This window comes from Pseudomonas sp. Pf153 (genome assembly GCF_001269775.1).
Lineage (GTDB): Bacteria > Pseudomonadota > Gammaproteobacteria > Pseudomonadales > Pseudomonadaceae > Aquipseudomonas > Aquipseudomonas uvaldensis.
The window spans coordinates 20,253-33,665 of record NZ_LHVL01000004.1 but is presented as its reverse complement, the minus strand read 5'-3'; the positions used below and the strand labels follow the sequence as shown (position 1 = coordinate 33,665).

General features: G+C 60.5%; 12 protein-coding genes. 3 read left to right on the top strand and 9 right to left on the bottom strand.

The features are described from left to right. Positions 1-246: 246 nt before the first annotated feature. Together AD666_RS00205 and pcaR are read right to left on the bottom strand one after the other, a co-directional pair. Entirely contained in the window at positions 247-1,593 is a 1,347-nt protein-coding gene (locus AD666_RS00205) for an MFS transporter (protein WP_053146303.1), read from the bottom strand. A gap of 142 nt (positions 1,594-1,735) precedes the next feature. Next, on the bottom strand, positions 1,736-2,578 hold the full coding sequence (pcaR, locus tag AD666_RS00200; RefSeq protein WP_053146300.1) for a pca regulon transcriptional regulator PcaR: 843 nt from the start codon (positions 2,576-2,578) through the stop codon (positions 1,736-1,738). A gap of 585 nt (positions 2,579-3,163) precedes the next feature. Between pcaR and AD666_RS00195 the strand changes: the two genes are divergently transcribed. Together AD666_RS00195 and AD666_RS00190 are read left to right on the top strand one after the other, a co-directional pair. After that, a complete protein-coding gene (locus AD666_RS00195; protein WP_053146297.1) occupies positions 3,164-3,364 on the top strand; it encodes a hypothetical protein in 201 nt (66 codons plus the stop codon). Between the two features lie 363 nt (positions 3,365-3,727). After that, complete coding sequence (locus AD666_RS00190; RefSeq protein ID WP_053146294.1) at positions 3,728-5,203, top strand: inorganic phosphate transporter; 1,476 nt, start codon at positions 3,728-3,730, stop codon at positions 5,201-5,203. A 188-nt stretch (positions 5,204-5,391) separates the two neighbouring features. On the opposite strand, the gene ccoM is transcribed toward AD666_RS00190, so the two are convergent. The 3 genes from ccoM to AD666_RS00175 all read right to left on the bottom strand — a co-directional run bounded on the left by ccoM (position 5,392) and on the right by AD666_RS00175 (position 6,247). After that, entirely contained in the window at positions 5,392-5,508 is a 117-nt protein-coding gene (gene ccoM / locus AD666_RS26885; protein ID WP_053146291.1) for a cytochrome c oxidase subunit CcoM, read from the bottom strand. 144 nt (positions 5,509-5,652) lie between these two features. Then, the gene (locus AD666_RS00180; RefSeq protein ID WP_053146289.1) at positions 5,653-5,853 is read right to left on the bottom strand and encodes a hypothetical protein; all 201 of its coding nucleotides are present in this window, start codon (positions 5,851-5,853) and stop codon (positions 5,653-5,655) included. Between the two features lie 52 nt (positions 5,854-5,905). Next, positions 5,906-6,247, bottom strand: coding sequence for a hypothetical protein (locus AD666_RS00175; protein ID WP_053146286.1), 342 nt, complete (start codon positions 6,245-6,247; stop codon positions 5,906-5,908). 248 nt (positions 6,248-6,495) lie between these two features. Here AD666_RS00175 and rapA point away from each other — a divergent pair, with 248 nt between their 5' ends. Then, on the top strand, positions 6,496-9,342 hold the full coding sequence (gene rapA / locus AD666_RS00170; protein ID WP_053146282.1) for an RNA polymerase-associated protein RapA: 2,847 nt from the start codon (positions 6,496-6,498) through the stop codon (positions 9,340-9,342). Between the two features lie 75 nt (positions 9,343-9,417). Here the strand turns inward: rapA and AD666_RS00165 are convergent, their stop codons facing one another. From AD666_RS00165 to AD666_RS00150, 4 genes are all read right to left on the bottom strand, one after another. Then, complete coding sequence (locus AD666_RS00165) at positions 9,418-10,260, bottom strand: cache domain-containing protein (RefSeq protein WP_053146275.1); 843 nt, start codon at positions 10,258-10,260, stop codon at positions 9,418-9,420. 183 nt (positions 10,261-10,443) lie between these two features. Continuing rightward, positions 10,444-11,319, bottom strand: coding sequence for a hypothetical protein (locus AD666_RS00160; RefSeq protein ID WP_053146272.1), 876 nt, complete (start codon positions 11,317-11,319; stop codon positions 10,444-10,446). 107 nt (positions 11,320-11,426) lie between these two features. Beyond that, positions 11,427-12,410 (bottom strand): NAD(P)-dependent oxidoreductase, encoded by a 984-nt coding sequence (locus AD666_RS00155; RefSeq protein WP_053146269.1) that lies wholly within the window; start codon positions 12,408-12,410, stop codon positions 11,427-11,429. A gap of 78 nt (positions 12,411-12,488) precedes the next feature. Further along, positions 12,489-13,388: a LysR family transcriptional regulator ArgP gene (locus tag AD666_RS00150; RefSeq protein WP_053146266.1), complete on the bottom strand. Its 900-nt coding sequence runs from the start codon at positions 13,386-13,388 to the stop codon at positions 12,489-12,491. Positions 13,389-13,413 lie beyond the last annotated feature (25 nt).

The window sequence follows — 13,413 nt, the reverse complement described above, 5'->3', positions numbered from 1 at the left end:
AAGAAAAAGGCGCGAGGTCAAGCGCCTGAATGACTGAAGATTAAGTCGAGGAAAAAGGCCAAACAATCCGATAATCGACTGAGTGTTCGGTTATCGAACGGATTGTTGTTTGGCTAACGATTAGCCCAACGAAACGAAATCCTGTGGGAGCGGGCTTGCTCGCGAAAACGGTGGGTCAGTTATGCATACGCGACTGACACGCCGCCTTCGCGAGCAAGCCCGCTTCCACAAAATCAAGTTCTTGATTCAGGTCGCATCCGCATGGCTGACCATGCCCTTGATGACCACCGCGCCAGTCGCCAGCGCCGCGGGGATGACCAGGGCCGTCAGCACCTGCTCGAAATTCCAGCCCAGGCCCAACAGGGTTGCGCCCATCCAGGCCCCCAGGATTGCGCCGAACCGACCGATGCCGAGCATCCACGACACGCCGGTGGCCCTGCCCTGGGTTGGGTAGAAGCGCGCCGCCAGGGAAGGCATCGCCGATTGCGCGCCGTTGACGCACATGCCGGCCACCAGCACCAGGGTGGCCAGCAAGGTGATGTTGCCCAGGCTCTGCCCCACCGCGTAGGCAAATATCCCGGCCATCAAATAGAAAAGTCCGATCACCTTGTGCGGATTGAACCGATCCATCGCCCAACCCACGCCGACCGCACTCAACACCCCACCAAATTGGAACAACGCTCCGATGAAGGCGGCCTGCTCCATGCTTGCGCCACTGTCGCGCATCAGGGTCGGCAACCAACTGGTCAGCAGGTAAACGATCACCAACCCCATGAAATAGGTCAGCCAGAGCAGCAGCGTACCGGCGCTACAGGTGCGGGAGAAAATCACCGCCAGCACATTGCGGGCCTTTACGGTTTTCTGCTCGGGCACACTGAAGCTCGCCGCCTGGGCGATGGTGACCGGCTCGATCGGCGCCAGGGCCTTGCGTACTTTATCGGTGCCGCGATTGCGCACCAGCAGGTAACGCGCAGATTCCGGCAGCCAGAACAGCAACACCACGGCGAGGATCAACGGCAGGATTCCGCCGATGAGCAGAAGGCTGTGCCAACCGAAGGCCGGGATCAGCTTGGCCGAGATGAACCCGCCGCCGGCCATGCCCAGGTTGAAGCCACAGAACATGCTGGTGACCAGCAGCGATTTCTTGCGTTCCGGGGTGTATTCAGAAAGTAAGGTGGTGGCGTTGGGCATCCCGGCCCCCAGGCCCAGGCCGGTCAGGAAGCGCAGCACCAACAGTTGGTCCACGTTGGTGCTGTAGGCCGACGCCAGGCTGAAGGCGCCGAACAGCACGACCGCGCCCACCAATACCACTTTTCGCCCGAAGCGGTCAGCCAACGGCCCGGAGCCCAGGGCGCCGAACACCATGCCGATCAGCGCTGCACTCATCACAGGGCCGAGACTGGCGCGGTCGATGCCCCAGTCCTGGGAAAGGGCCGGGGCGATGAACCCCATGGCGGCCGTGTCGAGACCGTCCAGGAAAACAATCAGGAAACAGAGAATCACCACCCGCCATTGGTAGCGCGAGATCGGCTGGGCATTGATGAAGGATTGCACATCGAGGCAGTTGCCTACGGAGATCTGGGGCTGATTCATCGTGTCTCTCATTATTATTGTGTCGGGTCGCCCTTCACCGGCAGAGCGGGTGACCGCGCCGGATGACGCTGCCGCGACATTAATGAGCCCAGACAAATACCGTCAATTCGCCGGAGGCGACTGTGTGCGTTTATCGAACGGCTTAAGTGAACAGCTGCGCACTCAGGTCGCGGCTGGCCGCCAACAAGCCTGGCAGGAAACGCTGTTCCAGCTCTGTACGGCTAACCCGACCGGCATGGGTACTGACATTCAGCGCCGCCACCACTTGGCCGGATGCGTCGTAGACCGGCACGGCAATCGAACGCAGGCCTTGCTCCAGTTCCTGGTCGACTATGCACCAGCCCTGCTGCCGCACCTGCTGCAGGCATTCAAGCAGGGCTTCGGGTGTGTGCAGGGTCCGACTGGTCTTGGCCTGCAAGTCGGCATGGTCGAGATAGTCACGCAAGGATGCGTCATCCAGGGCGGCCAGGAGAATCCTGCCCATTGAAGTGCAGTAGGCAGGCAGCCGACCGCCAACGGACAAATCCACGGAGATCAACCGCTGAGTGGTGGCCGAGCGGGCAATGTAGAGGATATCGTCGCCTTCGAGTGTCGCCATGTTGCAGGCCTCGTGTAGCTGCTCGCTCATGCGGTCCAGGTAGGGCTGGGCGGAAACGGCCAGTGGCGTCGATGACAAGTAGGCATGGCCGAGGGTCAGCACTTTAGGCAGCAACGAGTAGGTGCGCCCATCGGTCGTGGCATAGCCAAGCTTGATCAACGTATGCAGGCAACGCCGGACAGCTGCACGGGGAATCTCGGTGCGATGGCTGATCTGCGCGATGGTCAGGTGCCGCTTGCGCTCCTGGAAGGCGTGGACTACAGCCAGACCACGGGCCAGGGACGTCATGAAGTCCGGATCACCGGTCAGGGCCTGGATCCGTTTGGCCGGCGAGGCGACGATCGGTGGCGCGACCGAAGAGAAGGCGCTGCGCAATTGGTCGTTCATATCTGTGCTTCCCCGGAAATGGCAACTATTACATACGCCTGCCCGGCAGGCAGACAAGGCTCGAGCGGGCAAGACCGTTCGATTATCGAACCCACGGGCGATAATCGCAATTGGCATGCGTCGGCCATGCTTCGTCTATCCAGGCCGGGATAAAACTCTCATATGAGTAAAGGATTCTATTCGGGACTAGTGCAGGCCAAATGTTGAACTTGTCGTCTTCAATGGCGTCAGGATATCGTCAGCCGTTGCAATCGTTTGCAATCTAATTGCCATAACTTACATATACAAACATTGGTTCACACAATAACGATCAATTCAATTTTCCCGATAGTGTTCTTCGAGCGGGTCGCTATAATGCACTTCAGGACGGTACGGCAATCGACCGCTACCGCCCGAGGGGTACCAAGGCATATGGATTGCGGGTACCGGAACAGGTATCCGAAGCACCTTCAAGGCTGCTTCCCCTGTGTCGGCAACAACACGAAGCCCTGATGCTACGTCAGCTGTCAGCTCTGGTGCCGTGGCCGTCTGCATATCTTATGCAGTGCGTATCACCAGATTCATTTCACTTTATTAGGTAATACTGTGACGAAAGACGAACTGCGCGCGGAACTTGAGCGCCAGGAACAACGTTACAAGGAAGTTTACGGCGGGGAAATCACCACCTACGCCGCCCAACCTGAACCGGAACGCAAACCCTGGCGTAAACGCGCCACTGTTCAGGATCAGGCCTTTACCCAGGAACTGCAGAAAATGGAAAAAGAACTCCGGGCCGAAGAGCGATGACACGCCTGGCCTGATGTTCCTGAGCAACAGTGTCTGGCCAATACCCGGGCTGGATACCGATACCGGTAGCCCATCAAGAGCGGGCCGCCGTCTCATGCCATGGAGGAGGATCGCCGACCAGCGATCCGCCTTTCAGATATTTCACACGGCCCTTGGTACCTCACTCAAGCGGCGAGAATCGCCCTGCCCGGCTTGCTTTTCATCCCCGAATCAAGGGGTTGCGCCCACCACCGAACACCTTGCCCGAAAAGCTTTCCTACAAATTATTTCGCAGAAGAATGCTACCGATGAGCAGGGAGTGCATCGATTTACGAGGTTTTCTGGCATAATCGCGCCCCCTTACGACCGGGTCAGAAAACCTTCATGATCGATTTATTCAGCGGACTGGATGCTTGGGTGCTTGTGAGCCTCTTGCTCGCCCTGGCTTTTGTCCTCGCCTTCGAGTTCATCAACGGCTTTCATGACACCGCTAACGCGGTTGCCACTGTTATCTACACCAAAGCCATGCCGCCTCACCTGGCGGTGTTCTTTTCCGGTGTATTCAATTTCCTCGGCGTGCTGCTGGGTGGCGTGGGCGTGGCTTATGCCATCGTGCACTTGCTGCCGGTGGAACTGCTGATCAATGTGAACACCGGCCACGGCCTGGCCATGGTGTTCTCACTGCTTGCAGCGGCCATTACCTGGAACCTGGGCACCTGGTACTTCGGTATCCCGGCATCCAGCTCCCACACGTTGATCGGATCCATCCTCGGCGTCGGCCTGGCCAACGCGCTGATCAACGATATTGCGCTGGCCGACGGCGTGAACTGGCAGAAAGCGATCGATATCGGCGCTTCCCTGGTGTTCTCGCCCATGGCTGGCTTCCTGATTGCCGCCCTGGTGCTGATCGGCCTGAAATGGTGGCGTCCGCTGTCCAAGATGCACAAGACGCCGGAACAGCGCCGCAAGATCGACGACAAGAAACATCCACCATTCTGGAACCGCCTGGTGCTGGTGATTTCGGCCATGGCCGTCAGCTTCGTACACGGCTCCAACGACGGTCAGAAAGGTATCGGCCTGATCATGCTGGTGCTGATCGGTATCGTCCCAGCGCAGTTCGTCCTTGATCTGAACAGCACCACCTACCAGATCGAACGCACCCGCGACGCAACGCTGCACCTGAGCCAGTTCTACCAGCGCAACAACGAATCCCTGGGCGAATACCTCGCGCTGGGCAAGAGCGTGAACGGCGATCTGCCCGAAAAATTCCGCTGCAATCCGCAGCAGACCGAACCGACCATCAATGCGCTGCTCGATACCCTGAAGGGCGTGGCGGACTATCACTCGCTGCCGTCGGAAAAGCGCATCGAGGTGCGTCGCTACCTGCTCTGCCTGGACGATACGGCGAAGAAAGTGGGCAAGCTCCCTGGCCTGGCCGCGCGTGAGAAGGACGACCTGAACAAACTGCGCAAGGACCTGACCGCCACCACCGAATACGCTCCGTTCTGGGTGATCCTGGCCGTCGCCCTGGCCCTTGGCCTGGGTACCATGGTTGGCTGGAAACGTGTGGTGCTCACCATTGGCGAGAAGATCGGCAAGCAAGGCATGACCTACGCCCAGGGCATGTCGGCGCAGATCACCACCGCCTGCATGATCGGCATGGCGAATATCTTCAGCCTGCCGGTGTCCACCACCCACGTGCTGTCCTCCGGCGTGGCCGGCACCATGGTCGCGAACAAGAGCGGCCTGCAAGGCGGCACGGTACGCAACATCCTGCTGGCCTGGGTGCTGACCCTGCCGGCAACGGTGGGCCTGTCGGCCGCGTTGTTCTGGCTGGCGTCCAAAGCCATCGTCAGCTGATTCCAGCCGCTCACGAAAAAGGTGCGATCCTGGCGGGTCGCACCTTTTTTTATACTCAAGACTTTCCTGCTGTGGGAGCGAGCAGGCTCGCTACCACAGTGGTTTCGTGTCGAAGCAGAAAAACTGCAAAAAAAAGGGCGACCGAAGTCGCCCAAAATGCCTTGCGTGCTCGTTGCAGCTGGAAAGGTCTATGGCTTTCTGCGCTTATGTGCGTCTTTCCAGATGAATAATCCAAATACGGCGAAGAATACGAACATGAGGCCGACCGTCAGTATCCCGGCAAACACCACATTATCTAGAAACATGACGGGCCTCCTGGTCTTGCCCCTGTTGCGATGGGTTCAAGTTAACCAATCAGGCCTGGATGAGAATTGACCGGGGTCAATAACGCTCGCAGTTGAGCGAAAAGGCAGGGAAATAACTGATCTGTGTCAATGGAACGGAGAGAGTCAGCGCTTTTTCGGCTTGTTCTTGGATTTCTTTGCGGGCTTGCCCAGAGGCATGGCCTGCTCGAAAGCCTGGCGAACTTCATTGAGGCGTTTTTCGTTGAGGTCGTGAACGCGCTTGGCGCGTTCGGCGCTGAGGTCGATCAGCTTGTCGTCTTGGCTCATGGCGTCCGGAATCATGCAGTGGATTGCGAATGCATCCATGATGCTGGGTCTGGGCCGCGTTGACCAGTCTGCCTTCGTCGCAAAACCGAAATCAGATCTGGATATCGACCCATAGCCCCTGACGTGTCTCGCCTTCCACCAGTGGCACCACGGGCACGGTTTTATCGGCATTCAGTTCGGTGCCAGGTACCGCCAGGTGTTCTTCGGGGTCTTCATCGGCTTCGCGTCGACGCCTGTCGCGCTCTTGCTGGCGACGCTGCTCCTCGCGCAACAACAGCGCGGCTTCTTCCGGATCGCGCTTTTGCAGATCGATGGTCGTTTCGCTGGAGCTTTGCTGTACCGGGACCACGGGCGGAATATCCGGTCGCTGACGGATCGGATCCTGTTGAGCGGTAATCGGTACGGCGCTCAAGGGGAGCGTGGGTGGCAACATAACAATCTCCTGTCTTCAGGTTGTCGGCTGCAAGGCAGGCAGCTTGAACCGCCGGTCTGAAACTTGTGACCCGGTTGGCATTAATACAAAACAGACACAAGCTTGTTTGATCACCAAGCCGGATTAAGTTCCATGGAACCGGTTGGCCGGAACCTGTCGATACCCCGGTCGGTGCGTGCGTATTTCCTTTGGTCTGGGGGATCAATCCGTTAAGATAGCCGGCTTTTTCAAGGCGGGAGTCAGGCAGCATGGCGCAGCAGTATCAACCGGGGCAACGCTGGATCAGTGACAGCGAAGCGGAGCTGGGTTTAGGCACCGTCCTGGCACAGGACGGTCGCTTGTTGACCGTGCTCTATCCGGCCACTGGCGACACCCGCCAGTACGCGCTACGGAATGCGCCCCTCACCCGTGTACGGTTCTCGCCCGGCGATGTGATCACTCATTTCGAAGGCTGGAAAATGACCGTCCGGGAAGTCGACGACGTCGATGGATTGCTGGTCTACCACGGTCTCAACGGGCAGAACGAAGTCGTGACCCTGCCGGAAACACAGCTGTCGAACTTCATCCAGTTCCGCCTGGCCAGCGACCGCCTGTTCGCCGGCCAGATCGACCCGCTGGCCTGGTTCTCCCTGCGCTACTACACCCTTGAGCACACCAGTCGCCAATTGCAGTCCCCGCTCTGGGGCCTGGGGGGCGTCCGGGCCCAGCCAATCGCCCACCAGTTGCACATTGCCCGTGAAGTGGCCGACCGGATTGCTCCGCGCGTGCTGCTGGCAGACGAAGTGGGCCTGGGCAAGACCATCGAGGCCGGCCTGGTCATTCACCGCCAACTGTTGTCCGGGCGCGCCAGCCGTGTACTGATCCTGGTGCCGGAAAACCTCCAGCACCAGTGGCTGGTGGAAATGCGTCGGCGTTTCAACTTGCAGGTCGCGCTGTTCGATGAAGAACGTTTCATCGAGAGCGATGCGAGCAACCCGTTCGAAGACACTCAGCTGGCCCTCGTGGCCCTGGAGTGGCTGGTCGAGGACGAAAAGGCCCAGGACGCGCTGTTCGCCGCCGGCTGGGACCTGATGGTGGTCGATGAAGCCCATCACCTGGTATGGCATGAGGATCAGGTCAGCCCGCAATACGCGCTGGTCGAACAGCTGGCCGAGACGATCCCGGGCGTGTTGCTGCTGACCGCGACGCCGGAGCAACTGGGCCAGGACAGCCATTTCGCCCGTCTGCGGCTGCTGGATCCGAACCGTTTCCATGACCTCAAGGCCTTCCGCGCCGAAAGCGAGAACTATCGCCCGGTGGCCGAGGCCGTGCAGGAATTGCTGGACAAGGGCCGCCTGTCGCCCGAAGCCCACCAGACCATCCACGGCTTCCTGGGCAACGAAGGCGAAGCCTTGCTGACCGCCGTCAATGACGGCGATGTCGAAGCCAGTGCCCGCCTCGTACGCGAACTGCTGGACCGACACGGCACCGGCCGTGTGCTGTTCCGCAACACCCGCGCCGCGGTGCAAGGTTTCCCGGAACGCAAGCTGCACGCCTATCCGCTGCCATGCCCGGACCAATACCTGGAATTGCCTTTGGGCGATCACGCCGAACTGTACCCCGAGGTCAGTTTCCAGGCCCAGCCGGACGCCAGTGACGAAGAGCGCTGGTGGCGTTTCGACCCGCGTGTCGAGTGGCTGATCGACACCCTGAAAATGCTCAAGCGCACCAAAGTGCTGGTGATCTGTGCCCACGCCGAAACCGCCATGGACCTGGAAGACGCCCTGCGCGTGCGTTCCGGCATTCCGGCCACGGTGTTCCACGAAGGCATGAGCATCCTGGAGCGCGACCGCGCTGCCGCTTATTTCGCCGATGAAGAGTTCGGCGCCCAGGTGCTGATCTGCTCGGAAATCGGCAGCGAAGGCCGCAACTTCCAGTTCGCCCACCACCTGGTGCTGTTCGATTTGCCGGCGCACCCGGACCTGCTGGAACAACGTATCGGTCGCCTGGACCGGATCGGCCAGAAACACACCATCGAGCTGCATGCGCCCTACCTGGAAACCAGTCCCCAGGCGCGGCTGTTCCAGTGGTACCACGAAGCCCTGAACGCATTCCTCAACACCTGTCCGACCGGCAACGCCTTGCAGCATCAGTTCGGCCCGCGCCTGCTGCCGATGCTGGAAGAAGCCGACGATGGCGAATGGCGGGCGCTGATCGACGAAGCCCGTGCCGAGCGCGAGCGTCTGGAAGCCGAGTTGCACACCGGTCGCGACCGCCTGCTGGAACTCAACTCCGGTGGCGCCGGCGAAGGCGATGCACTGGTGGAGGCCATTCTCGAACAGGACGATCAGTTCGCCCTGCCGATCTACATGGAAACCCTGTTCGATGCGTTCGGCATCGACAGCGAGGACCATTCGGACAACGCGCTGATTCTCAAGCCGAGCGAAAAAATGCTCGACGCCAGCTTCCCGCTGGGCGACGACGAAGGCGTGACCATCACCTACGATCGCAACCAGGCGCTGTCTCGCGAAGACATGCAATTCATCACCTGGGAGCACCCGATGGTGCAAGGCGGCATGGACTTGGTGCTGTCCGGTTCCATGGGCAACACCGCCGTGGCGTTGATCAAGAACAAGGCCCTCAAGCCTGGGACCGTGTTGCTGGAACTGCTCTATGTGAGCGAGGTGGTTGCCCCACGCTCGTTGCAATTGGGCCGCTACCTGCCGCCGGCCGCCTTGCGTTGTCTGCTGGACGCCAATGGCAACGACCTGGCTGCCCGGGTTTCGTTCGAGACCTTGAACGACCAGCTCGAAAGCGTACCCCGCGCCAGCGCCAACAAGTTCATCCAGGCCCAGCGTGATCAGCTCACCCCGCGCATCAATGCCGGTGAAGAAAAGGTCGCCCCACGTCACGCCGAACGCGTGGCGCAGGCCCAGCACCGTCTGGCGGCCGACACCGACGAGGAACTGGCGCGCCTGACTGCCCTGCAAGCAGTCAACCCGACCGTGCGCGACAGTGAGCTGGTGGCCCTGCGTCAACAGCGCGAGCAAGGCCTGGCGATGCTGGAAAAGGCCGCGCTGCGGTTGGAAGCGATCCGGGTGTTGGTGGCGGGCTGATTGCCTTGAGCCAAACAAGAAGCCCGCAGCGATGCGGGCTTCTTTGCAAATGCGCCTAACACAGAAACGCGGGCCTCAAGGGCTGTAATACCCCACCGCCACCAGGAAATGCCCGACCTTCTTCAGGTACGCGTGCTTGTCCTCGACCTTGCCGGTCACCGGATTCTTCCACCGATATTCATACTCTCCCGCATTATGCTTGCCGATCAGGGCCAGGATCGGTTCCCCCACCGGCTTGCCATCGGGGTCCTTGATCTTGGCAAAGTCGGTGTTGATCAACCGCAGATTGGTGCCATGAGCGACGTACCGACGGGTATCGAGGTCGACAATGAACACGTACAGGTCATCCTGCAAGTAGCCGCCCTTGAGGGAGTTGATTGCCGTCAACGTGCTCTTCTCGTTCGTCAGCAAGTCGCTTGAAGCCTTGTCCAGCAGCGCCCTGGCCTGTTCGGCGGAAGCCCGTGGCAGGTAGTAGCCGACCGCCAGGATCCGCTCGCCGACCCGTTGGAAATACACATGCTTGCGCTCGACCCTGCCGTCCGCCCAGTTTTGCCAACGGTACTCGGCTTGTTGAATGCCACTGGCTTCGGGGGTCTTCAGGGCGTCTTTGAAGGCCTTGCGCAAATCCGGGCCCAGCACTTCGGAAACGTCTCGCCCGATCAGCGCCGACGATGGCCCGCCGCTGGCGAGCATCACTCCTTGGGTGTCCACCACGAACACATAGCGATCCTGATCGACGAATTCCCCTTGGCGACTGAAGGCGGCAAACGCCTTGTCGCCATTGTCGCGGTAATAGGCCAAGGCCTTTTCCAGCAGAGCCTTGGCTGCCTGGCCATCATCTGCTGTCGCAGCGTGTGCCGATGCCAGCCCCAGCAATAGCATTGCGACCAACCCGGTCGTCCTGCGAAGAAACCCCATGCGCGCGCCCCCGTTCGTTTTGATGTTTCAAAAGCGTAGACGGCGTGGAGGCGATGTAGAAGTATTCAGGGAATTAGGGGTTGTCTGGCAGGACGCCTTCGCGAGCCCGCTCGCGATGGCGTCCTGCCAGTCACTACCTGTAGACAGACCACTATCGAGAGCAGGCTCGCCCCCACAAAGGAACTATTGGCCCCGGGCGCTGAGTTGTTGCTGCAAATGCTGAATCTGCGCCTGCAGGGTGTTGATATTGCGGGTGACCTGGCCGCGGAAGGCGTCGAACTCGGCGGTACTGCCGCCTTTGTCCTGCTGACTCTTGAGCACGATGATGTCCTGCTCCAGGCGATCGATGGCGGAGTTGGAGGTGGCCCTTTTCAACGCGGTGATATCGGCACCGATGCTCTTGAGCTGAGCATCCAGGGCGCCGCCCTCTCCTTGGTTTTTAAGAGTGGTGACTTCAGCCGCCAGCGCCTTGAGCTGGGTCTGGAGCTCTTTGTTGGTGGCTTGCAGCTGCGTGTTGATGTTCTGCTGTTCAGTGCCCTGTGCAATCAGTTGGGCCAGTTCCTTGTCCAGGTCAGCGGACGGACCGAACGCGCCTTGCAACTGCCGGTATTGCTCCTGCAGTTTGCTCTCGAACAGCCGGGCCTGCTCCTGCAGCTTGCTGTCCAGTTGCTTGACCTGCAATTTCAAGGCTTCGCTGTCGCTCATGACATTGGACTGGCCGGCAACCACCTTGCCGGAAATGTCCTGCAAGCGCCCCGCCGCGTCCTCACTGATCCGGGCGAAGCTTTCCTGGGTGGCCACCAACTGCTGTTCCATCAGGGAAATCTGCTGGAAACTCCACCACGCCAGGAAGCCGAGCGCACACAACAATGCGCCGACCAGTGCCCACAGCGGTCCGGTGCTGGGCCCCTTGACCCTGGCGGCCGCAACGGGCGCCGTACGCGCTTGTACGTGGGGCGGGCGGTTGGACAAAAAGTCCTCGTCATCGGGAATGTCGGCCCGCATCCGCAGGCTCGGTACATCATCGAAGTCGTCGTTGGCATCGTTACGCATGGGCATGGGTTCAACCTTTGGGAAACCGGTAATGGCATGATGCGGCGAGTATAACCCCCTCGCCCGCCGCACCGATTGACCCCGAACCCGGCACTCGGTTCATGATGGGCCGATCAGCGGCCTTTCCACCAACTGCAGAACTCATCGAGAGCCGTCCACAGGCTGACCTGCGGATCGTAATCGAGATAATGCCGGGCCCGGCCGATGTCCAGGGTAAAATGCTTGTTCATGACCTGCATGCCCAGGCGCGATAACGTCGGTTCGGGACGGCCCGGCCATAGCTTGCATATGCCTTCGTTCAAGGCGGCGACGCTGTAGGCCAATCCGTAGGAACGGTAACGCCGCACTTGCGGAACGTCCATCCGGCGCATCACATAATTGACCACATCCCACAGCGGAACCGGCGCCCCGTTGCTGATGTTATAGGCCTTGCCCAGGGCCGAGCCGGTCACCAGCAGACTGCTGAGCAAGGCTTCGTTGAGGTTCTGCACGCTGGTGAAGTCCACCTTGTTCAAACCGTTGCCGACAATGGCCAACCGCCCCTTGCGCTGCATTTTCAACAGCCGTGGGAAAATGCTCATGTCACCGGCCCCGGTCACGAAGCGCGGCCGCAGGGCCAGCACTTCGAGGCCAAACTCCTGGGCACCGAAGACCTTCTGCTCGGCCAGGTACTTGGTTGTCGCGTAAGGATGTCTAAAGCGTTTGGGCACCTGGTCTTCGGTCAACCCAAGGTGATCATGGCCATCAAAATAGATCGACGGCGACGACAAGTGGACCAGGCGCCGGACCTTCTGCTTGAGACATGCCTCGACGATATTCTCGGTGAGCTGGACATTGCCCAGGTGAAAATCCTGATAGCGCCCCCACAGCCCCACCGCACCAGCGCAATGCACCACGGCCTCGACATCCAGGCAGAGGTCGCGAGCCAGCAGTGGATCGCTCAAGTCCCCGGGTACGAACTGCGCGCCGCGACGCACCAGGTGGTCCACACTCTCGGCCCGGCGTCCGTTGACCCGTACATCCAGGCCCTGCTCCAGGGCGAAACGCGCGAAGCGTCCACCAATGAAGCCGCTTGCGCCGGTGACCAGAATCTTCATGAATACTCCCAACAAGTGCAGCGACGGGCTGCGAGCCCCCGTTGCAGGTTAATCTCAACGCCGCAAGCGGCTTGACGCTTAACGCGGCCTCCAAGGCACCAGCGACTGGCCGCAGGTGCGGATCAATCGATCGGTCAATGAACCGAGCAACTGCCCTCCATTGCGCCAATGATGCCAGTACAACGGCACATCGATCGGTTTATCTGCGAACAATTCCACCAACTCGCCCCGAGCCAGTTGTTCACGCACCTGCAGCTCAGGCACCAGCCCCCAGCCAAGCCCGACCTCGGCAAGACGAATGAAGCCTTCCGACGACGGGCAAAGATGGTGCTCGAAACCACCTTCCACCCCCAGGGAGGCCAGGTAGCGATGCTGGAGAAAGTCGTCCGGGCCGAACACCAGCGCCGGGGTACGGGCCAATTGATCGGCGCGCACACCGTTGGGGAAATGCCGGGCGATGAACGCCGGGCTGGCCAGGGCCCGGTAGCGCATGGCCCCGAGCAATACGCTACGGGCACCAGCCACCGGACGCTCACTGGCGCAGACACACGCCGCCACTTCACCGGCGCGCATGCGCTTGAGGCCGACGGTCTGGTCCTCGACCACCAGATCCATCAGCAAATGATGCTCGGCACAAAAATCACCCACCGCGGCCGCCCACCAGGTCGCCAGGCTGTCGGCGTTCAAGGCGATGCGCAAGCGCTCGGGCACTCCCTCTTCATCCAGCGCCGGGACCTGGCTTTGCAAGTCGCGCTCCAGCAGACGCACTTGCTGCACATGGTTGAGCAAACGCCGACCGATCTCGGTAGGCGCCGGCGGCGTGGCGCGTATCAGTACCGGCTGCCCGACCCGCGCCTCCAGCAACTTGATGCGCTGGGAAATGGCCGATTGCGACAAACCAAGTACTTGGGCGGCCCGCTCGAAACCGGCTTGCTCGACCACCGCCGCCAGAGCGGAAAGCAATTTGTAATCGAACATCAGTTCCTCTAATGAGCAATCAGTA